The sequence below is a fragment of the Novosphingobium sp. JCM 18896 genome, from assembly GCF_025938095.1.
Classification (GTDB): Bacteria; Pseudomonadota; Alphaproteobacteria; order Sphingomonadales; family Sphingomonadaceae; genus Novosphingobium.
In genome coordinates, this window is record NZ_JAPCZF010000001.1 from 197,786 (window position 1) to 217,734 (window position 19,949).

At 67.4% G+C, this 19,949-nt stretch carries 20 protein-coding genes, 1 tRNA gene and 1 pseudogene; 17 read left to right on the top strand and 5 right to left on the bottom strand.

Translation table 11 applies throughout. The annotated features are described in order from the left end of the window. Window positions 1-51 precede the first annotated feature (51 nt). The 5 genes from OLX23_RS00885 to OLX23_RS00905 all read left to right on the top strand — a co-directional run bounded on the left by OLX23_RS00885 (window position 52) and on the right by OLX23_RS00905 (window position 6,584). Window positions 52-1,311 carry an MFS transporter gene (locus OLX23_RS00885; protein ID WP_264442262.1) on the top strand — a complete coding sequence of 420 codons (1,260 nt, stop codon included), beginning with the start codon at window positions 52-54 and terminating at the stop codon, window positions 1,309-1,311. Continuing rightward, entirely contained in the window at window positions 1,308-2,582 is a 1,275-nt protein-coding gene (locus OLX23_RS00890; RefSeq protein ID WP_264442265.1) for an MFS transporter, read from the top strand. The genes OLX23_RS00885 and OLX23_RS00890 overlap by 4 nt, the downstream gene beginning before the upstream one ends. Beyond that, the gene (locus OLX23_RS00895; RefSeq protein WP_264442266.1) at window positions 2,579-3,862 is read left to right on the top strand and encodes an MFS transporter; all 1,284 of its coding nucleotides are present in this window, start codon (window positions 2,579-2,581) and stop codon (window positions 3,860-3,862) included. The genes OLX23_RS00890 and OLX23_RS00895 overlap by 4 nt, the downstream gene beginning before the upstream one ends. After that, entirely contained in the window at window positions 3,859-5,142 is a 1,284-nt protein-coding gene (locus OLX23_RS00900; RefSeq protein WP_264442269.1) for an MFS transporter, read from the top strand. The genes OLX23_RS00895 and OLX23_RS00900 overlap by 4 nt, the downstream gene beginning before the upstream one ends. A gap of 62 nt (window positions 5,143-5,204) precedes the next feature. Then, on the top strand, window positions 5,205-6,584 hold the full coding sequence (locus OLX23_RS00905; protein WP_264442271.1) for a M28 family peptidase: 1,380 nt from the start codon (window positions 5,205-5,207) through the stop codon (window positions 6,582-6,584). Between the two features lie 65 nt (window positions 6,585-6,649). On the opposite strand, the gene OLX23_RS00910 is transcribed toward OLX23_RS00905, so the two are convergent. Then, entirely contained in the window at window positions 6,650-8,410 is a 1,761-nt protein-coding gene (locus OLX23_RS00910; RefSeq protein WP_264442274.1) for a fatty acyl-AMP ligase, read from the bottom strand. Window positions 8,411-8,548: 138 nt separating this feature from the next. On the opposite strand from OLX23_RS00910, the gene OLX23_RS00915 reads away from it, so the two are divergent. The 4 genes and pseudogenes from OLX23_RS00915 to OLX23_RS00930 all read left to right on the top strand — a co-directional run. Further along, window positions 8,549-9,136, top strand: a complete 588-nt coding sequence (locus OLX23_RS00915; RefSeq protein ID WP_264442276.1) for a regulatory protein RecX — start codon at window positions 8,549-8,551, stop codon at window positions 9,134-9,136. Further along, on the top strand, window positions 9,137-9,649 hold the full coding sequence (locus tag OLX23_RS00920) for a DUF192 domain-containing protein (protein WP_264442278.1): 513 nt from the start codon (window positions 9,137-9,139) through the stop codon (window positions 9,647-9,649). It abuts the gene before it with no gap. A 73-nt stretch (window positions 9,650-9,722) separates the two neighbouring features. Further along, window positions 9,723-10,124: an NADH:ubiquinone oxidoreductase subunit NDUFA12 gene (locus tag OLX23_RS00925; RefSeq protein WP_264442280.1), complete on the top strand. Its 402-nt coding sequence runs from the start codon at window positions 9,723-9,725 to the stop codon at window positions 10,122-10,124. A 269-nt stretch (window positions 10,125-10,393) separates the two neighbouring features. Beyond that, window positions 10,394-10,576: pseudogene (locus OLX23_RS00930) on the top strand (DUF2155 domain-containing protein); the annotation flags it as partial. A gap of 35 nt (window positions 10,577-10,611) precedes the next feature. Here the strand turns inward: OLX23_RS00930 and aat are convergent. Then, a complete protein-coding gene (aat, locus tag OLX23_RS00935; protein WP_264443692.1) occupies window positions 10,612-11,364 on the bottom strand; it encodes a leucyl/phenylalanyl-tRNA--protein transferase in 753 nt (250 codons plus the stop codon). Between the two features lie 192 nt (window positions 11,365-11,556). Here aat and OLX23_RS00940 point away from each other — a divergent pair. The 8 genes from OLX23_RS00940 (at window position 11,557) to OLX23_RS00975 (ending at window position 17,062) form a co-directional block, all read left to right on the top strand. Further along, window positions 11,557-11,632 (top strand) — tRNA-Trp (locus OLX23_RS00940). A 28-nt stretch (window positions 11,633-11,660) separates the two neighbouring features. Then, window positions 11,661-13,172, top strand: coding sequence for a hypothetical protein (locus OLX23_RS00945; RefSeq protein ID WP_264442281.1), 1,512 nt, complete (start codon window positions 11,661-11,663; stop codon window positions 13,170-13,172). Window positions 13,173-13,283: 111 nt separating this feature from the next. Beyond that, entirely contained in the window at window positions 13,284-13,478 is a 195-nt protein-coding gene (gene secE / locus OLX23_RS00950; protein WP_264442283.1) for a preprotein translocase subunit SecE, read from the top strand. 31 nt (window positions 13,479-13,509) lie between these two features. After that, complete coding sequence (gene nusG, locus OLX23_RS00955; protein ID WP_264442285.1) at window positions 13,510-14,046, top strand: transcription termination/antitermination protein NusG; 537 nt, start codon at window positions 13,510-13,512, stop codon at window positions 14,044-14,046. Between the two features lie 182 nt (window positions 14,047-14,228). Then, the gene (gene rplK, locus OLX23_RS00960) at window positions 14,229-14,660 is read left to right on the top strand and encodes a 50S ribosomal protein L11 (RefSeq protein WP_264442288.1); all 432 of its coding nucleotides are present in this window, start codon (window positions 14,229-14,231) and stop codon (window positions 14,658-14,660) included. A gap of 4 nt (window positions 14,661-14,664) precedes the next feature. After that, window positions 14,665-15,363, top strand: coding sequence for a 50S ribosomal protein L1 (gene rplA, locus OLX23_RS00965; RefSeq protein WP_264442289.1), 699 nt, complete (start codon window positions 14,665-14,667; stop codon window positions 15,361-15,363). A gap of 322 nt (window positions 15,364-15,685) precedes the next feature. Further along, on the top strand, window positions 15,686-16,543 hold the full coding sequence (locus tag OLX23_RS00970; RefSeq protein WP_264442290.1) for a TauD/TfdA dioxygenase family protein: 858 nt from the start codon (window positions 15,686-15,688) through the stop codon (window positions 16,541-16,543). A 111-nt stretch (window positions 16,544-16,654) separates the two neighbouring features. After that, window positions 16,655-17,062 carry a cupin domain-containing protein gene (locus OLX23_RS00975; protein ID WP_264442291.1) on the top strand — a complete coding sequence of 136 codons (408 nt, stop codon included), beginning with the start codon at window positions 16,655-16,657 and terminating at the stop codon, window positions 17,060-17,062. On the opposite strand, the gene OLX23_RS00980 is transcribed toward OLX23_RS00975, so the two are convergent. From OLX23_RS00980 to OLX23_RS00990, 3 genes are read right to left on the bottom strand one after another with little or no spacing between them, the layout of a single operon-like run. Further along, the gene (locus OLX23_RS00980) at window positions 17,063-17,611 is read right to left on the bottom strand and encodes a hypothetical protein (RefSeq protein ID WP_264442292.1); all 549 of its coding nucleotides are present in this window, start codon (window positions 17,609-17,611) and stop codon (window positions 17,063-17,065) included. It abuts the gene before it with no gap. Further along, window positions 17,601-18,374 carry a competence/damage-inducible protein A gene (locus OLX23_RS00985; protein ID WP_264442295.1) on the bottom strand — a complete coding sequence of 258 codons (774 nt, stop codon included), beginning with the start codon at window positions 18,372-18,374 and terminating at the stop codon, window positions 17,601-17,603. Before OLX23_RS00985 ends, OLX23_RS00980 begins: the two co-directional genes overlap by 11 nt. Window positions 18,375-18,407: 33 nt before the next feature. Beyond that, window positions 18,408-19,901, bottom strand: coding sequence for a flavin-containing monooxygenase (locus tag OLX23_RS00990; RefSeq protein WP_264442296.1), 1,494 nt, complete (start codon window positions 19,899-19,901; stop codon window positions 18,408-18,410). Window positions 19,902-19,949: the final 48 nt, after the last annotated feature.

Consider the following 19,949-nt stretch of genomic DNA (forward strand, 5'->3'; position numbering starts at 1 on the left):
GCCTCGGCACATTGGTGTCAAACGACGCCATAAGGCGCGGGGAGAGCAGGTTTGAACGGCAGCCCGTCCAGCGCGGTTCCGTCGAGTGCGGCAGAGGAGTGGAAGAGCGGCTGGGCGCTGGTCCTGGCCTGTTTCGTCGGCTTCTCGTTCTTTTCGGTTCCGACCGCGTCGATGGGCGTGTTCATGGAGCCGATCGGTCGCGAGTTCGGTTGGGGGCGCACCCTGATCGCAGCCGGCACTTCGATGACCTCGGTCGTCACCGCATTGCTCTCGCCCTTCGTCGGTGTGCTGATCGACCGCTGGGGCGCGCGGCGGCTGGGCTTGCCTGGGGTATTCCTCACCGCCTTCGCGATCGGCGCGATCAGCCTGGCCAACGGCTCGCCCGCTCAGTGGCTGGCGCTCTGGGCCTTCTATGCGCTGATCTCGATCCTGGTGAAGACCACGATCTGGACCGCGCCGGTCTCGGGGCACTTTCAGGCCGGGCGTGGGCTCGCCCTGGCGCTGACCCTGTCGGGCACCGCCGCGGCCCAGGCGATCGCGCCGCCTTTGTGCAACTGGCTGATCGAGCACTACGGCTGGCGGCAGGCCTATGTCTGGACCGGGCTCGGCTGGGGCGGGGTGACCCTGCTGCTGTGCTGGCTGTTCCTCTACGACCGCAAGGATCGCGACCGCGCCGCGCCGGACGGCGTCGCACAGCCTGCTGATGACGTACCGGGGCTGACGATCGCGCAGGCCTGGCGCAGCCGACCGCTCTGGGCCATCGCGGTTTCGACCTTCGTCATGATGCTGCTGAGCCTCGGGCTGCAGATCCACCAGGTGCCGATCCTGACCGGCGCCGGCGTCTCGCGCGCCAATGCCGCCTGGCTTGCCAGCCTGTTCGGCCTGGCCGGGATCGTCGGCAAGCTCGTCACCGGCGCGCTGCTCGACCGCTATCGGCCCAACTGGATCGGCGGCCTGACTCTCGCGGTCAACGGCGTGGCCTTCGCGCTGCTGCTCGGCGGCCTGCATTCGCCCGCGCTGATCGTCGCGGCGATCCTGATCAACGGCTATTCGGCCGGGACCAAGCTGCAGATCTGCACCTACCTGACCGCCTCCTATGCCGGCCTGCGCAACCTGGGGGCGGTGTTCGGGGCGATGTACAGCCTCGTTTCGCTCGGCTCGGGGCTGGGGCCGATGGTCGCGGGTTTCGTCTACGACACGACGGGCGGCTACGGCCCGTTCCTGATCGCGGGGACTTTCGGCTGCCTGTTCTGCGGCCTCTTGGTGCTGACCCTGCCGCGCTATCCGAATTGGAAGGAGACGACTGCATGACCGCCGCCGAAGAATGGCGCAGGGGCTGGGGCGTCGTCCTGGCCTGCTTCGTCGGCTTCTCGTTCCTATCGCTGATGACGGGCACGGTTTCGATGTTCATCCAGCCGATCAGCAAGGAGTTCGGCTGGAGCCGCACCCTGATCGCCTCGGGCGTTTCGATCGGCGCCGTGGCGACGACCCTGGGCTCGCCTTTCGCCGGCCTGCTGTTCGACCGCTTCGGCCCGCGCAAGCTGGCGATCCCGGGGGTGACGATCACCGCGCTGTCGATCGCGGCGTTCTCCTTCGCCAACGGCTCGCCCGCGCAATGGTTCGCGCTGTGGTTCATCTATGCCTTCGTCTCGCTGATGGCCAAGGGCACCTTGTGGACCGCGGCCGTGGCGAACGTGTTCGACAAGTCGCGCGGGCTGGCGCTGGGCATCACCTTCAGCGGTTCGGCGCTGACATCGGTGCTGCTGCCACCGCTGACGATCTGGCTGATCGACGAGGTCGGCTGGCGCATGACCTATGTCTGGCTCGGGCTCGGCTGGGGCGGCATGACTCTGCTGGCTTCGGTGCTGTTCCTCTACGACCTGCGCGACAAGCCTGCCGGGGGCGCCGCCTCCGCGCAGACCCCGGCCGAGGCCCGCGCCGAGCTGCCGGGCCTGACCTTGGGCGAGGCTTGGCGCAACAGCGCACTGTGGCGGATCGGCATTTCGACCGTGCTGACCATGGTGCTGACTCTGGGCCTGTCGATCCATCTCGTGCCGATCCTCGGCGCCGCCGGCGTCTCGCGGACCAACGCGGCCTGGCTTCTCAGCCTCGCGGGCATTGCCGGGCTGGCCGGCAAGCTCGTGTCGGGCGTGATGCTCGATCGGTTCCGTCCCAACTGGATCGGCGGCCTGACCCTGGGCACGACGGCGCTGGCCTTCGGCCTGCTGATCGACGGCATCCGCTCGCCGGCGCTGATCGTCTTCGCCATGCTGGTCAACGGCTATACCACGGGGACCAAGATCCAGGTCGTTTCCTACCTGACCGCGCGCTACGGCGGCATGCGCAATTACGGCACGCTCGTCGGCGTGATGAACGGGGCGATGGCCTCGGGCCTGATCGTCGGGCCGGTCTATGCGGGCCTCGTCTTCGACATGACGGGTGGCTACGGCCTGTTCCTGATCACCGGCACGGTCGGTTCGATCATCTGCGGGCTGCTGCTTTTCAGCCTGCCGGCCTATCCCGACTGGTCGGGTACGGCCTCCGCGCCCGAGCCGGAACAGCCGCGAGAGGCCACCGCATGACCGGGACGTCCCATACGGCGTCGCAGGAGTGGCGCGCGAACTGGACGCTGGTGCTTTCGGCCGCGGCGGGCTTCTCGTTCATGTCGATCATGACCACCGCGATGGGCGCCTTCATCGGCCCGCTGGTCAAGGAGTTCGGCTGGAGCCGCACCGTCGTGTCGATGGGGCTGCCGATCGCCGGGGTGCTCAGTGTCCTCCTGTCGCCCGTCGTCGGCCTGTTCATCGATCGCTACGGATCGCGCCGGCTGGCGATCCCCGGCCTAGTCGGCATGATCGTCTGCACCGCGGCCTTCGGCCTAATCAGCGGCTCGGTGACGCAGTGGGTCGTGCTCTGGGCGGTCTACGCGCTCGTCTCGCTGGCGGTGACGGTCAGCGTCTGGACCGCGGCCGTCGCGCGCGCCTTCACCGCCGGACGCGGCCTGGCGCTGGGGCTGACCCTGGCGGGTACGGCCGTGGCCCAGGCGGTGGCACCGGTGCTGGCGACCTGGCTGATCGGCGCCTTCGGCTGGCGCACGGCCTTCGTCGCCATCGCCTTCGGCTGGGGCGGCTTCGCGCTCCTGCTCTGCCTGCTGTTCTTCCGCGCGCCCAGCGACGGTCCGGCGCAGGCCGCGGCACGCGACACCTCGGCCGAACCCGGCCTGACGATCCCGCAGGCCTGGCGCGATCCCGGGCTCTGGCGCATTGCGATCTCCACCTTCGTGCTGATGGTGCTGACGATCGGCCTGCTGATCCACCAGATCCCGATCCTGGTCGAAGCCGGCGTCACGCCCGAGCGCGCGGCGCTGCTCGCGGGCGCGGGTGGGCTCGCCGGGATCCTCGGCAAGCTGGTCACCGGCGTGCTGGTCGATCGCTTCCGCGCCAACTGGGTCGGCGGCGTGACCTTGGGCTTCACCGCCTTCGCCTTCCTGCTGCTGCTCGATGGCGTGCGCACGCCCGCGCTGATCGTCGCGGCCATGCTGATCAACGGCTATTCGGCGGGGACCAAGCTGCAGATATGTTCCTACCTGACTTCGCGCTACGGCGGCCTCAGGAACTTCGGTACGATCTTCGGCTTCATCGGCAGCCTGACCGCCTTGGGATCGGCGCTGGGGCCATTGCTCGCGGGCATGGTCTACGACCGCACCGGCGGCTACGAGCCCTTCCTCATCGCCGGTACGATCGGCTGCGTGTTCTGCGGGCTTCTTATCGTGAGCCTGCCGCGCTATCCCGACTGGAACGAAGGGCCGGTGCGGGACGACGAGAGCCCGGCCGCGGACCCGAACATGAGGGGATTGGCGTGAGCGGAACGGGGCCGACGGCGGCGCAGGAATGGAAGCAACACTGGACCCTGGTCCTCGCCTCGGCGATCGGCTTCGGCTTCTTCTCGGTGATGCTGTCGACGGTCGGCCTGTTCATGGAGCCGGTCAGCGCGGAATTCGGCTGGAGCCGCACCTTCTATTCGTCGGGCGCCTCGATCGCGACGATCATGACCGCGCTGCTCTCGCCGTTCTTCGGCGTGCTGATCGATCGCTACGGCTCGCGCAAGCTGGCGCTGCCCGGCGTGCTGCTGACCCTGACCTCGATGCTGCTGTTCGGCCTGACCAACGGCGCGGCCTGGCAGTGGATCGCGCTGTGGGTGTTCTTCGGCGCCGCCGCGGTTACGATCAAGTCGACGATCTGGAGCGCGGCCGTGCTCGGCGTGTTCGAGCGTTCGCGCGGCCTCGCGCTGGGCCTGACCATGGCCGGCACCGCGCTGTCGCAGGTGATCGTGCCGCCGCTGGGCAACTGGCTGATCGCCGAATTCGGCTGGCGCGCCGCCTATGTCTGGCTGGGCCTGGGCTGGGGCTCGATCACCTTCGTGCTCTGCCTGTTCTTCTTCTTTGACGCGCGCGACGCCGCCGCGCGCAGCCAGGCCAAGCAGGCGGGCGAGGCGGCGGAGGTCGAGGCCGTGGAACTGACTGGGCTGACCGTGCGCGAGGGCGCGCGCGACTGGGCGCTGTGGCGCGTGGGCATCTCCAACTTCGTGGTCATGCTGCTGACCCAGGGCCTCGCTGCGCACCTGATCCCGATCATGACCGATGCCGGCGTCTCGCGCGGCAATGCCGCGCTGCTCTCCAGCCTCGGCGGCGTTGCCGGGATCGTCGGCAAGCTGATCACCGGCGCACTGCTCGATCGCTATCGGCCGAACTGGATCGGCGGCCTGACCCTCGGCGCGGCGGCGCTGACTTTCGCGGCGCTGATGGAGGGCGTGCGTTCGCCTGCGCTGATCGTCTTCGCGCTGATCGTCAACGGCTATGCCGCGGGCACCAAGACGCAGATCACCGGCTTCCTCACCGCTTCCTACGGCGGGATGAAGAGCTTTGGCGTGCTCTATGGCGTGATGGCCGCGCTGATGGCGCTGGCCGCGGGTTTCGGACCGCTGGTGGCGGGGCGCGTCTACGACGTGTTCGGCGGCTACGAGTGGTTCCTGCTCGCCGGTGCGATCGGTTGCACGCTCGGCGGCCTGATGGTCATCAGCCTGCCCGCCTATCCCAAGTGGGAGAAGAAGGAGCCCGAGGCCGAGACGGTGGCCTTTGCCTGAGCGCACCGCCGTGCAACATGATGTGGCGCGCCAAGATCGCGCATCGAAGGGGCACCGCCAGAATGCGCACCGTTTTTTCCGCTCTGACCCTGCTTGTGGCGAGGCTGCCGCTTCCGGCCCTGTCCGCTGCGCCGACCCCGGCCGAGGCTGCGCGGATCCGCGAGGACGCGCTCAAGGACGATCTTGCCTGGGACATCGCCGAAGGACTGACCACCGAGGTCGGGCAACGGCTGGCCGCCACCGAGGCTGAGGAACGCGCGCGCGTCTGGGCCGTCGCCAGGCTCAAGGCCCTGGGCTTCAGCAAGGTCCGTGTCGAGCCTTTCACCATGACCCGCTGGACGCGCGGCGCCGAGCGGGCGAGCATCGTGGCGCCATTCCCGCAGAGCCTGGCGGTCGCGGCGCTGGGCGGCAGCAGTTCGACTCCGCCCGGCGGCATCACCGCAGAGGTCGTCGCCTATCCCAGCTTGGCTGCTTTCCAGGCGGCCGATCCGGCCGAGGCGAAAGGCAAGATCGTGTTCGTGTCGCATGCGATGACCGTCACATCGGACATGAACGGCTATGGCACCTTCTCGGCGGTCCGCCGCGAGGCGCCGAAGCTTGCCGCCCAGCGCGGCGCCGTGGCCGTATTGATCCGGTCGGTCGGCACGGATTACCACCGGAACCCGCATACCGGGGCGGGGGCTGCCGGAACGGGCATAGCCGCGGGTGCCCTGGCGCTTCCCGATGCCGAGCAACTGATGCGCGCGGTCAAGCGCGGCAAGCCCGTGCGCATGAACCTGGTGCTCGAATCCCGCAGCGAAGCCGACATGCCTTCGGGCAACGTCATTGCCGAGATCCCCGGAAGCGATCCGGCCGCGGGCACGATCGTGATCGGCGGGCACCTCGATAGCTGGGACTTGGGCACCGGCGCGGTGGACGATGCCGCGGGCCTCGCCATCACCACTGCGGCAGCCAAGCGCATCATGGCCATGGGCAAGCCGCTGCGCACGATCCGGCTGGTCTGGTTCGGCGCGGAAGAGCCGGGCCTCGTCGGTGCGGCCGCCTATGCCAAGGCCCACGCCGGCGAAAAGGTCGCCTTCGCTGCCGAATCCGACGCCGGGGCTGGTCGCGTGCTGTCGTTCGAGACGTCAATCCGCGAAGAGGCGCTCCCCGCGATGCAGCCTTTGCGGCAGGCGCTCGTCGAACTCGGCGTGACCAAAGGACACGGCAACGGCGCCGCCGAGGGTTCGGACATCTCGGTGCTCGCGCGACAGGGCGCTCCGATCATCGGCCTCGCCCAGGACATGACACGCTACTTCGACTTGCACCACACGCCCGACGACACACTGGACAAGATCGATCTCGGCGAACTGCGCCAGAACGTGGCCGCCTGGACGCTGATGCTGGCCTTCCTGGCCAACGACCGGACCGAACTTGGGCCTGTCGCGGTCAGCGATAAGTAGGAAGGCAGCGGTTCGGCGAAGCCGGACAAGCCGCGGCAGGTGATTCCACCTGCCGCGCTATCGCGTTAGGCCGCCAGCTTGAACGGCTCGATCTCGCCCGCGAGGTAGAGCTTCTTGGCCTTGGCGCGGCTGAGCTTGCCCGAGCTGGTGCGCGGCAGGGTACGCGGCGGGACCAGTTCGACGATGCAGTTCATGCCGGTGATCGAACGCACCTTGTCGCGGATCTCGTCGTGCAGCTTGATGCGCTCGATCGGATCGGAGACGCGGCAGTGGACGAGTACGGCGGGCACTTCCTCGCCGTTCTCGGTCTCGAGGCTGAAGGCGGCGATGTCGCCCTGGTGGAAGCCCGGAAGCTGTTCCACCGCCCACTCGATGTCCTGCGGCCAGTGGTTCTTGCCGTTGATGATGATCATGTCCTTCGCCCGGCCGACGATGAACAGATAGCCGTCGACCATGTAGCCCATGTCGCCGGTGTCGAGCCAACCGTCGGCCATGCAGGCCTCGGTCGCCTCGGGGTCGCGGTAGTACGAATGCATGACGCTGGTGCCGCGGCACCAGACCTTGCCGATGTGGTGATCGGCCAGCGCGTGACCGGCCTCGCCGCGGATCTCGAGCTCCATGCCGCGCACGACGACGCCGCAGTTGACGATCGCGCGGTAACGGGCTGGCCTGCTCAGATCACGAGGCGTGCCCGAAAGGCGCTCTTCCTCGACCAGTTCGACGCGGATGCCTTCGCCCGGGGGCATCAAGGTGACCGCGAGCGTGGCTTCGGCCAGGCCGTAGCTCGGCATGAAGGCGCCGGCCTTGAAGCCCGCGGGAGCGAAGGTGTTGACGAAGGCCTGCATGACGTCGGGCCGGATCATGTCGGCGCCGTTGCCGGCGATGCGCCAGCGCGACAGGTCGAAGCGCTCGGACACGTTGGTCTGGCTCGAGACGCGGCGCGAGCAGATGTCGTAACCGAAGGTCGGCGAGAAGCTCACCGAGGTGCCCGGATTGCGGCTGATCAGATCGAGCCAGGCGAGCGGGCGGCGGGCGAAATCCTCGGTCTTCAGGTAGTCGACCGAGAACTGGTTGCCGATCGGCGAGAGGAAGCAGCCCACCAGGCCCATGTCGTGATACCACGGCAGCCACGAGATACAGCGGTCGCTGGGGCCGATGTCCATGCCGTGGCTGTGACCGGCGAGGTTCGCCAGCAGCGAGCGGTGCGTGACGGCGACGCCGTGCGGGAAGCGGGTCGAGCCGCTCGAATACTGGAGGAAGCAGATGTCGTCGGGCTGCGGGGTGGGCAGCGCGGTTTCGGTCGCCTTTTCCTGCTCGAACGCTTCCCAGGCCAGGCCTTCGCAACCCTGGCGCTCGGCCGCGGCGATCGCCATCGCTTCCAGCTCGGCCGGGAACAGCAGCATCTTCGGCTCGGCCGAAGCCATCTGCACCGCGATCTGGTCGATGTAATTGTCCTTGCCGCCGAACGAGGTCGGCAGCGGCAGCGGCACCGGCCAGGCGCCGGCATAGACCGCGCCGCAGAACAGCGCGGCGAATTGCGGACCCGTCTCGGCGATCAGGGCAATCCGGTCACCCGGCTTCACGCCGTGCGCGATCAGGCGATAGGCCATCGCGAGCGCATCCTGGCGGAGCTCGGAGAAGGGATAAGGACGGATCAGCGTACCGCGCGGATCGTGGAAATTCAGGCCGCGCTTGCCCTTTGCGGCATAGTCGATCGCCTCGCAAAAGTTCGCGAAATCGGCATAGCGGCGCGGAAGATCGTCTTCGTTCGCGGTCGGAATGAGGTTGTTATTAGCCGTCGGCACCAGCGTGGCGGTGTCGGTCATGTGCGGTAACCCGTTGTTGTTACAAGATTTATAGCGATGTGCTGTTGCCCTATACCGGAAACCTTCGATCCGGGCATGGCAAAAACCCTCCGTTCGCGGGCTTTCCCATTCTGAGGCGACTGTGGCACGAATAGGGCAATGGTGTCACAATCCCCAGCCACAGGGCCGCGGCGCGGGTCCCGAAACGGGAACCGCGCGGAGCCGAAGCCGATCGGCGCAGCGCGGCTGGAAGAGCTGGCGCTGGCCTATGTCGCGCGTTTCGCCACGAGCCGCGCCAAGCTGACCGCCTATCTCGCGCGCAAGCTGCGCGAGCGCGGCTGGGACGGGGACGGCGAGCCGCCCGTCGCCGCGCTGGTCGAGCGTTTCGTGGCTGCTGGCTATGTCGACGATGCCGCTTTCGCCCGCGCCAAGAGCGGCAGCCTGCTGCGCCGCGGCTATGGCGCGCGGCGTGTTACCCAGGCCCTGGGCGCGGCCGGGATCGATGAGGACATTCGCGCGGAGGTCCGGGCGGGCGAGGGTGCCTTGCGCCGCGCGGCGCTGGCCCTGGCGCGCAAGCGCGGGTTCGGCCCGTTCGGCCGCTCTGCCGGCGAGCGCGATCCCGCACGGCGCGAGAAGCAGATCGCGGCGATGCTCCGCGCCGGCCACGCTCTGGACAGCGCGCGTGAATTGGTCGATGCCGCGACGATTGAGGCGGCCGAGGAATGGGCTGCGCTGGAGGACGAATAGATGCGCTCGATTTTGCCATGGGCGATGCCGTCATGGAGCACGCGGGGCCTGGTCGCGATCGGCCTGGCGCTGGCCGCCTGCTCGACCCAGCCTGCCGACACCGCCGCCAAGACCGCGGCCCAGGCTGCGCATCATGCCGAATCCGGCCTGCCGGTGGTGCCGCTGACGGTCAGCCACGAGCGGCGGCATCACGCTTTCCGCGTCGAAGTGGCGCGCACTAGCGCGGAGCAGGCCAAGGGCCTGATGTTCCGCACGCAGATGGGCGCGGACGAGGGCATGATCTTCCCGATGGCGCCGGCGCGCCCGGCCGCCTTCTGGATGCGCAACACGGTGATCCCGCTCGACATCATCTTCGTCGGCGAGGATCGCCGCATCCTCAACATCGCCGCCAATGCCGTGCCTTATTCGGAAACGCCGATCCCGTCGGCCGGCAAGGTCAGCGCCGTGCTCGAGCTCAACGGTGGACGCGCGGCGGCGCTGGGCATCGTCGCGGGCGACAAGGTCGACTGGTAACCGCCGTTTCCGTCGCAGAACGCGTCACTGGACGCTTGCCCCACGACCCCAAAATCCGCTAGGCGCCGGCACCATGGGTATCCTCTCGAAGATCTTCACCTGGTGGGATGGCGCGACCATCGGCACGCTGCTCGACTCTTCGCGTAACGGCGAGCACGTTGGCACCGACGCCCAGGGCAATCGCTACTATCGCGGCAAGAAGCCCAAGAACGTCGACGGGCTCGAGCGCCGCTGGGTGATCTATTCGGGTTCGAACGACGCCAGCCGCGTGCCGGCCGAATGGCACGGCTGGCTGCACGGCAGCTTCGATTCCGTCCCCGAGAGCAATCTTCCGCCCGCGCGCATCTGGGAGGTCGATTACACCCCCAACGCCACGGGCACCGATCAGGCCTATCGTCCGCAGGGTGCGCTCGAGCGTGGCGGTCGGCGTGCTCACGCCACGGGTGACTACCAGGCCTGGTCGCCGGACGCCTGAGGACGATGACGCGGCCGATGCGCCGGAAATCTTCTCTTGTGCGCGCCGCCCTCCCGTCGGCCGCGCTTATGCTGGTCGCGGCCCTGGCTGGCTGTAATCGCGGCGAGGATCAGGGCGCCGATCCGGCTGCGACCGAAGTTCCCAAGGCCGTCGCCGCCGCGCCGGTCGGCATTTCTGCGGTCGAGAGCCAGTTCGGCACGCCGGTCAAGGATCGCGTCGCGACGATCGGCCTGCTCAACAAGCGCAACAACCTCTCGCAGGACCTCGTCATGAAGTCCGGCGAATCGCGCCGGGTCGGCAATGTCATCGTGCGCCTGGCGAGCTGCGAACGGACCTTGCCATGGGAAAGCCCGGCCGAGGTCGGCGCTTTCGTCCAGGTCTTCGTCGAGGAGCGCGCGCGCACCAGCGAGCCGCTGACCTGGCACAAGGTGTTCTCGGGCTGGCTGTTCAAGAACTCGCCGTCGCTCAACGTGATCGAGCACCCGGTCTATGACGTCTGGGTCAAGGACTGCGCGATGAAGTTCCCGGGTGAAGAGGCCGATCCCTCGGCATCGGCGAGCAGCGCCGCGAAGCCCGCGGGCAGGGCCAGCACGTCGGCCTCGCCGGCGCCGACCGCCTCGCCGAGCACGGCGCCGAGCCCTGCGGCATCGCCGACGCGCGCGCGGGCTTCCACGCCCAGCCCCGAATAAGGCGGCTGCGCGGCGCGCAGCAGGGTCACGTAACGCCGCTGGCTGATCTCGACCGCGCCCAGCGAGGCGAGGTGTGGCGTGATGAACTGGCAGTCGAGAAGTTCCACGTCGCAGCGGCGCAGCGCCGCGACCAGCCAGGCCAGTGCGGCCTTCGAGGCGTCGGGAACGCGGCTGAACATCGATTCGCCGCAGAACACGCGATCGAAGCCGACGCCGTAGAGCCCACCGACCAGCGCGCCGTCCTGCCAGCATTCGATCGAATGGGCCTGGCCGAGCTCGTGCAGGTGCTGATAGCTCGCGGCGATGCGGTGGCTGATCCAGCTTTCCCCGCTGCCATCGCGGCGGGGGGCTGCGCAGGCGTCCATGACTTCGGCGAAAGCGGCGTTGCAGGTCACGGCGAAGCGCCCGCGGCGCAGGGTGCGGGCCAGTGATTTCGATAGGTGGAAGCCGTCGAGCGGCAGGATCGCGCGCTTGCGCGGCTCTACCCAGAAGATCTCGGGATCGTCGCGGTGATCGGCCATGGGGAAGATGCCGCTGCGATAGGCCAGCATCAGAAGCTCGGGGTCGATGATCGGCGGCGGCGTGGCGGGAGCGTGCACCGGGGGAGTCTAGCAGAGGCCGAGCGCAATCCAAATGCCTGGGGCCAAATGCTCGGGGGCCAAATGCGCGTCGATGCCGGTCGGATTTTATGCCGGCACCACCTTGCCATCGCCGCCGACACCTCCTAGAGGCAGCCGGCCCGCAGGAGTGTAGCTCAGTTGGTAGAGCATCGGTCTCCAAAACCGAGGGCCCACGGTTCGAGTCCGTGCACTCCTGCCAGCATTCCCCCAAGGAAGCTGAAAAGCCGATGGAATCATCCCCGCCGATGATGCGGCACGAGCGCGAATCCGGCGAAGGTCCAACCGTCCTGCGCATGGCCCTGGCGCGCGTCTCGTCGCGCGAAGGGCTGTTCCTGGCGCTGTTCCTGGCGCTGCTTTCGGCCATGCCTTTCATCATCGCTGCGCATCCGCAGCTCACCGACTATCCGTCGCACCTGGCGCGCTACGGCATCATGATCGACGGTGGCCGAGATCCGTTTCTCGCGCGCTATTACGATTTTCACTGGCAGCTGACCGGCAATCTCGGCGTCGATCTGCTGATCTGGCCGCTGGCCAAGCTGATCGGGCTCGAACCCGCCGGCCGGGTGATCGGCATGATCATCCCGCCGCTGACCGCGCTGGGCCTGATCGCGGTCGAATGGGTGCTGCGCCGCCGCATCGGCATCGCCACCCTGATGGCGCTGACCTTCATCTGGTCGCCGGCAATGGTGCTGGGCTTCTACAACTTCTGCCTGTCGCTGGCTCTGCTGTTGCTGTCCTTCGCGCTTTGGGTGCGGCTCGACGACTGGCCCAAGCGCTGGCTCGTGTTCATCCCGATCGGCCTGGCCATGTGGCTGTGCCATGCCTCGGGCTGGGGCGTGCTCGGCGTGCTGGTGTTCGGCTACGAATTTCACAAGCGCAAGAGCCTGCACGCGGTGCTCGCCACCTGGCCGCTGGCCTTCCCGTTGATCCCGATGCTGCTGAGCGGCGGCGCCAAGGGTGCGCTGTCCTATGGCTCGGGCGTCGGCATCTTCAAGCTGGCGATCTGGATCCAGGCAATGCGCGACCAGTCGTTCACGCTCGACATCGTGACCCTGGCGCTCGCGCTGCTCGTGCTGCTGGCGGCGGGGCTCGCGCGCAAGATCGACGGGCGGCTGGGCTGGGCGACGCTGATCCTGCTGATCCTGACCTTCGCCATGCCGCGCCACTTCGGCGGCGGCGACTATGCCGACTACCGGCTGATCGCTGTCTCGCTGATGATCGGCTGCCTGGCGATCGACTGGTCGGCGCCGCGCTGGTTGGTCTGGCTGGCGCCGGTGCTGTTCCTCGTCCGTCTCGACCTGACCTGCGCCGCCTGGGAAGTGAACTCGCGCGAGACCACGCAGATTCTCAAGGCACTCGACTACATGCCGCGCGGCGCGCGCGTCGCCGGTGTCATCGTGGTCGAGGCGCGCAATTGGTCGCTGAATCCCTTCGAGCACGTGATGAGCTATGCGACCGTGCGCAAGAGCGCGCTGGTCAACTCGCACTTCGCCATTCCTGGCGTGCACATGCTGCGGCTCAAGGAGGGCGGTCCGGGCTTCGTCGACCCGTCGCACCGCATCGCGCATTGGCCCGGCCGCAAGGTCTGGCTGCACAATTTCAAGCCGGCCAAGCAGGCCGACTACCTGTGGTTCATCGGCCGGACCATGCCCTCAAGCCTGCCCGAAGGCGCTAAGGTCCTGTTCGCGACGCGGCACTCGTTCCTCGTGCGGCTTGCAAACCGGGCCGCTGCTCGCTAGATCGCGACCATCTTCCTACAAGGAAAATCGATCGCCCCTCCCGGCAGCAGCCGGGGCGGCGATGAAGACTTGGTGGAAGACGTAACGGATTTTTGTAAGGCGATAGGCAAGATGGCCAAGACCAGCCCCGGCGAATTCATGCGCCAAGTCCAGGCGGAAATGCGCAAGGTCGTATGGCCGACGCGCCAGGAGACGATCACCACGGGTATCTTCGTGGCGATCCTGATGACGATCCTGGCCGTGTTCTTCCTGGGCGTGGATTCGCTGTTCGGCGCGATCGTGCGCTGGCTGCTGTCGCTTGCCTGATCTGGCGCCTGAACTCGAAAGAAAGACAACCATGGCCCGCTGGTACATCATCCACGCCTATTCCGGCTTCGAGAACAAGGTCAAAGAAGCGATCCTCAACGAGGCCGAGCGCCTCGGTCTCGAGCAGCTCGTCGAGGCCGTCGAAGTCCCGACCGAGTCGGTGACCGAGGTCAAGCGCGGCAAGAAGGTCCAGGTCGAGCGCAAGTTCATGCCCGGCTACGTCCTCGCCAAGCTGACGATGAACGACGACGTCTACCACCTCGTCAAGAACACCGCGAAGGTCACCGGCTTCCTCGGCCCGAACGGCAAGCCGCAGCCGATCAGCGAGCGCGAGGCCGCCCGCTACTTCGGCGCGCGCGAACAGGCCGCCGCCCAGCCGCGTCACCAGGTTTCGGTCGATTACGAGATCGGCGATTCGGTCAAGGTGCTCGACGGTCCCTTCGCCAGCTTCAACGGCCTGGTCGAAGAGCTCGATTTCGACAAGAACCGGGTCAAGGTCTCGGTCTCGATCTTCGGTCGCGCGACCCCGGTCGAGCTCGATTTCGAGCAGGTCGAACTCAGCAAGTAAGCCGCGTTCTCCCCATCAGGGAGTTCGTCGTTGCAAATTCGCGCCGATCCCGCTATCGGCGCGCGCTTCCGGACTTGTCCGGATCCCCGCGGGAGAAGGCTTGCCTAGCAATAGGGGCCGTCGTTTGACCGCTTACTCTGAGGTCCTGCTCGCAGGGCCGACAGGAAGAAAGGAGGCCCTCCGTGGCCAAGAAGATCGAAGGTTACATCAAGCTGCAGGTGGCGGCCGGTTCCGCCAACCCCTCGCCGCCGATCGGCCCCGCGCTCGGTCAGCGCGGCGTCAACATCATGGAATTCTGCAAGCAGTTCAACGCTGCCACGCAGGAAATGGAGAAGGGCACGCCGCTGCCGACGGTCATCACCGTCTATGCCGACCGCTCGTTCTCGTTCGTCACCAAGACGCCGCCGGCCACCTTCTTCATCAAGAAGGCTGCTAACCTGAAGTCGGGCTCGAAGGAGCCGGGCAAGGTTTCGGCGGGAACGATCAAGCGCTCGCAGCTTGCCGAAATCGCCCAGGCCAAGATGGCCGATCTCAACGCCAACGACATCGAGCAGGCGACGAAGATCATTGAAGGTTCTGCCCGTTCGATGGGCCTGCAGGTTGTGGAGGGCTGATCTGATGGCACAGACGAAGAAGCAGAAGGCCCTCGCGGTCAAGCTCGGTGACAACCAGAAGCTCTATGGCATCGACGAAGCCATCCAGCAGCTCAAGGACCTGCAGTCGGCCAAGTTCGACCAGACCCTCGAAGTCGCGCTGAACCTCGGCGTCGATCCGCGCCACGCCGACCAGATGGTTCGCGGCATGGTCACGCTGCCCTCGGGCACCGGCAAGGACGTCAAGGTCGCCGTGTTCGCACGTGGCGACAAGGCCGAGGCCGCTCTCGCCGCCGGCGCCGACAAGGTCGGTGCGGAAGACCTGCTCGAGGACATGCAGAACGGCAACCTCGACTACGGCCGCGTCATCGCGACCCCGGACCTGATGGGTCTGGTCGGTCGTCTCGGCAAGGTGCTGGGTCCCAAGGGCCTGATGCCGAACCCGAAGCTGGGCACGGTCACCCCGAACGTCGCCGAAGCGGTCAAGGCTGCCAAGGGCGGCCAGATCGAGTTCCGCGTCGAGAAGGCGGGCATCATCCACGGCGGCATCGGCAAGCTCTCGTTCTCGAACGAAGCGCTGCGCGCCAACTTCGACGCTTTCGTCGATGCGATCGTCAAGGCGAAGCCGGCTGGCGCCAAGGGCAAGTACGTCCGCAAGGTCGGCCTGTCCTCGTCGATGGGCCCGGGCCTGAAGATCGACACGACGGAAGTCGCCGGCGCCTGATTTCAGCCGCGGTTGATTGATAATCGTGGGGCCGGGGAGGGAAACCTCTCCGGCCCTTTCGTTTGTGAGGTGCACGAGCCTGCGGAATCCTGCGGATACGTTTGGCTTCTCGTCCCGTCATCCCCGCGACGCGGGGATCCATCTCCGGTGGTTGCGGCAAGTGCTGCCGGTGGTTCGGGAGGCGAGCTTGGGTGATGGATCCCCACCTTCGCGGGGATGACGAACAAAGGGTGTCGGGGGCTCGCGCATCTCCCATCTTGATTTCTATCGCAAAGCGAGTAGAGGGCGCTGAACACCTGTTCAGTTTGGGTAGAGGGAAGCCATGGCCATCCGGTTCGAGAACATCAAGGAATTCATCGGTTCGCGCGTCGTCTGGGACGATCGCGCCGATCTCTTCACGCCCGAGGCTGCGGCCGCGATTCGCGCCAAGGTCGAAGAGCGCACCGTCGTCGTCTTTCCCGAGCTGAACCTGACCGATGACGAACAGCTCCAGTTCACCGAACTGATGGGCGAGCGTCAGCGCCTGACCGGCCGCTTCAACAAGCAGGAGGTCGAGAACGACGACGTCTACCAGGTCACGCTCGATCCCAAGATCAACCCGCAGCCCGAATATGTGCTCGGCACCTTCTTCTGGCACATGGATGGCATCACGGTCGACGCGCCGCCGCCCTTCGCCACCTTGCTGTCGTGCCGCATCGCCCCGGCTGCGGGCATGGGCGGCGAGACCGAGTTCGCCAGCACCTATGCCGCCTACGAGGGGCTGCCCGAGGAGGAGAAGCAGGCGCTCGAAGGCATGAGGGCGGTGCATTCGGTCAAGGCGAGCCTCTCGCCGATCGCCGACGCCATTCCCGAGAAGCACCGCGACAAGGTTCTGAACATCGGCCTGGTCAAGGAGCACCCGCTGGTCTGGACCCACGAGTCGGGCCGCAAGTCGATGGTCATCGGCACGACCGCCGACCACATCGTCGGCCAGGAGATTCCCGCGGGCCGCGCCATGCTGATCCGTCTGCAGGAATGGGCGGCACAGCCGGCCTATTCGCTGCGCCACAAGTGGACCGAGGGCGACTTCGTGATCTGGGACAACACCGGCGCGATGCACCGCGCGATCCCCTACGACAAGTCGACCGGCCGCATGATGCACCGCACTTCGATCGCGGGCACCGAGACCGTGGCAGCCTGATCTCGGCGCAGCCTGATCTGGGCTAACTGTCGAAACGCACGAGGCCGGGAAGGGAGACCTTTCCGGCCTTTTCGCTGCGTGGCATAGCCTGGGCGAACGGGAGATCTATCTATGCGTCTTGTCCTGGCCCTTACGGCGCTGATCGCGGCTCAGGCGGTGCAGGCCGATGCGCCAGCTTCTGCGCCGCCGCCGCCGATGGACGTCCACTACGACGTGCCGCAGGACAAGGGCCCGCAGCACGTCAACACCGTGCTGCGCGTGTTTCCGGTCGGCGGCGGCTCGGGCTGGCATACCCATCCGGGCGCCGAGATCGCCTACCTGCTCGAAGGCGAGATGACGCTCGAACGCGCCGGTCAGCCGACGCGGACCCTGCGCGCGGGCGAGAGTTTCATGGTGCCGCGCGGCCTCGCGCACAATGGCGCGAACATCGGCAAGGTGCCGGCGCGGCTGGTGATCACCTATGTGACCGACAAGGACGCGCCCGTGCGCAGCCCAGCGCCTGCACCGGCCAAGCCCTGATCAGCGTGCGGCTAGGTTCGCCGCCGTATAGCACTCGATGAGGTAAGCGAGCGGCCTGCCGTCGGGCAGGCGCAGCAGCGCGCGGTGCGTCGACACCGTGTCGGGCGGACAGTTCTCGACCGGGCCCGCGTTGACGTCGATCGTCTCGCGCCGAAACCGCAGCGCACCCGCGACCTTGCCGAAGGGCACGTCGCTGTTCGCCAGCGCCGCATTCATCTCGGGCGTGAGCCGCGAGGGAACGTACCAGTTCCAGGCGACCGACAGCACCGTGTCGTCGCAGCTCAGCCGGACGTTGCGCATGCCCAATCGGTCGTCGGCGCCGAGATCGAGCACGCGGCGCATCTTGCCCGGCGGATCGTTGCTCTGCGCCCCGATCACGCGCGCACGAATCGGACCGTGACCGATCTGGCGCGCCTGGCACCACTGCTGCAGCGCCTCGGTCGCGCTGTCGTAGCGGGCGAGGTGGGCTTCGAAATCGGCGAGGCCGGCGGCGCCGGTCGCGACCGTGCTGGCCATGACGATCGGAGTCAGGAAAGGATCAAATGCCACCGGCCACCGCCGGCTTGCCCATGGCCTCCAGCGCCGCGACGAGCGCGCGCGTGCAAGCCGCCAGTTCCGCGGCGTCGGTCGAGCGGATGACGAAGTTGGCGCCGGTGCGGCCTTCGCGCCAGAACGGGTAGGAGCCGATCTGACAGGTGGGATGCGCCTTCTCGGTATCGCCGAGCAAGGTCGCGACCTCGCTCTCTTGGACCCAGCAGCCGACCGTCTCGGACAGCAGCGGCGCGCCGCCTTCGAGCGTGCCCGAAAGCGCGTCGAGCATGCCCGCGGTGATCGCCGGCACGCCGGCCATGATGAACACGTTGTCGAAGCGGATGCCCGGCGCGCCGGTGTAGCGGTTGGGGATCAGGTCGGCGCCTTCGGGCACGCGCGCCATGCGCAGCCGCGCCTCGGTCAGCCCGCCGCGGGTCTCGTAATAGCCTTCGAGGATCGCCCGGGCTTCGGGATGGACGATCACGCCGACGCCCACGGCCTCGGCGATCGCATCGACGGTGATGTCGTCGTGGGTCGGGCCGATGCCGCCGGTGGTGAACAGATAGTCGTTGCGCGCGCGCAGGGTGTTGACCGCCTCGACGATGGCTTCGGTCACGTCGGGCACGACGCGGACCTCGCGCAGGCGGATGCCCTGGATGCCCAGCCACAGCGCGACCTGCGAGATGTTCTTGTCCTGGGTCCGGCCGGAGAGGATCTCGTCGCCGATGACGATCAGCGCGGCGGTGTAGATGCGGCCAGAGCTCGGGGACGAATCGGACATGGGCCTCGGGTTAGGGCAATTGGCCGCGGCTCGCTACTGCGCAGAGGCCGGTACCGGTGCCCTCTCGAACCGCAGCACGCCGTCGTCGATCGGTGCCGCGCGCATCTCCTTGCGGTCGGCCGTGTAGTTCATGCCGATCTGCCAGGGGGCGGTGGCGGCGCTCTTGGGAATGCAGTCGCGCGCACGCGCCAGATAGCCCGATGAGAAGCCGTCGAACGGATGGACCTCGGTCAGCGCGTGATCGGGCGGAAGCACCGGCGTCACCACGTCGAGGCGGCGCTGATCCATGTGGCGCAGCAGCCGGCCCAGCCATTCGCCGACCAGATCGATGCGCAAGGTCCACGAAGCGTTGAGATAGCCGAAAGGCGCGACGAAATTGGGCACGTTCGAGAACATGCAATTGCGGTAGTAGTAGTGCTCGCCCGGCACGATCGGCGCGCCGTCGAGCGTCAGCGCGATCTTGCCGAGCAGCATGACCCGCAGCCCCGTGGCCGTGACGATCAGGTCGGCATCGAGGTGGCGGCCGTCCTCGAGCTTCAGGCCGGTGCGATCGACCTCGGCGATCCGGCCGGTGACGATCTCGGCCTTGCCCGCATTCAGCGCAGCGAACAGATCGCCGTCGGGGATCAGGCAGAGGCGCTGTTCCCAGGGTCCGTAGGGCGGCGTGAAAGCCTCACGATCGTAATCGCTGCCGAGCTGATCTTCGAGCTGTTTGCGAAGATAGGCCTTCACCGCCTCGGGCTCGTCGCGCGACTTGCTGAACAGGAAATCCTGCATGCGCACGTTCTTGATCCGCGAAAGAGTGTGGGCCAGGCGATCGGGCAGCAGCCGGCGCAGCCAGGACGCCACCTTGTCGAGCGCCGGACGGGTCAGGTACCAGCTCGGCGTCCGCTGGAGCATGGTCACCTGCGCGGCGGTCTCGGCCATGGCCGGTACGAGCGTCGCCGCGGTCGCGCCCGAGCCGATGATCACGACCTTCTTGCCCACATAATCAAGATCTTTGGGCCAGAACTGCGGGTGGACTGTCAGCCCGCCGAAGCTGTCCAGTCCGGGAATCTGGGCGTCATAGGGATCCTCGTAGTCGTAGTAGCCGGTACCGACGAAGAGGAAACGCGCGCTCTGCTCGCGGCGCTGGCCGGCCTCGTCTTCGATCACCGCGGTCCACAGCGCGGAGGCGCTGTCCCAGTTGGCCGAGACCACGGTCTGGCCGAAGCGCATGCGCTCGCGAAGGCGATGATCGTCGACCACGTCGTTCAGGTAATCGAGGATCATGTCGCCGCCGACGATCGTCTTGTCGTGACGCCAGGGCGCGAAACCGTAGCCCAGCGTGAACATGTCGCTGTCCGAGCGCACGCCCGGATAGCGGAACAGGTCCCAGGTGCCGCCGGGCCGGGCGCGCCGCTCGACGATGACGAAGCGCTTGTCCGGGCATTCGCGCACGAGATGCGCGGCGATGCCGATGCCCGAAATGCCGGCGCCGACGATCAGCACGTCGAGCGGGGGGAGGATCGGCGTTTCGGCGTTCAAGGCTCGCTCCTTCACGGTTCGGGCGGGCGCATTGCCAGCCGGACTTGG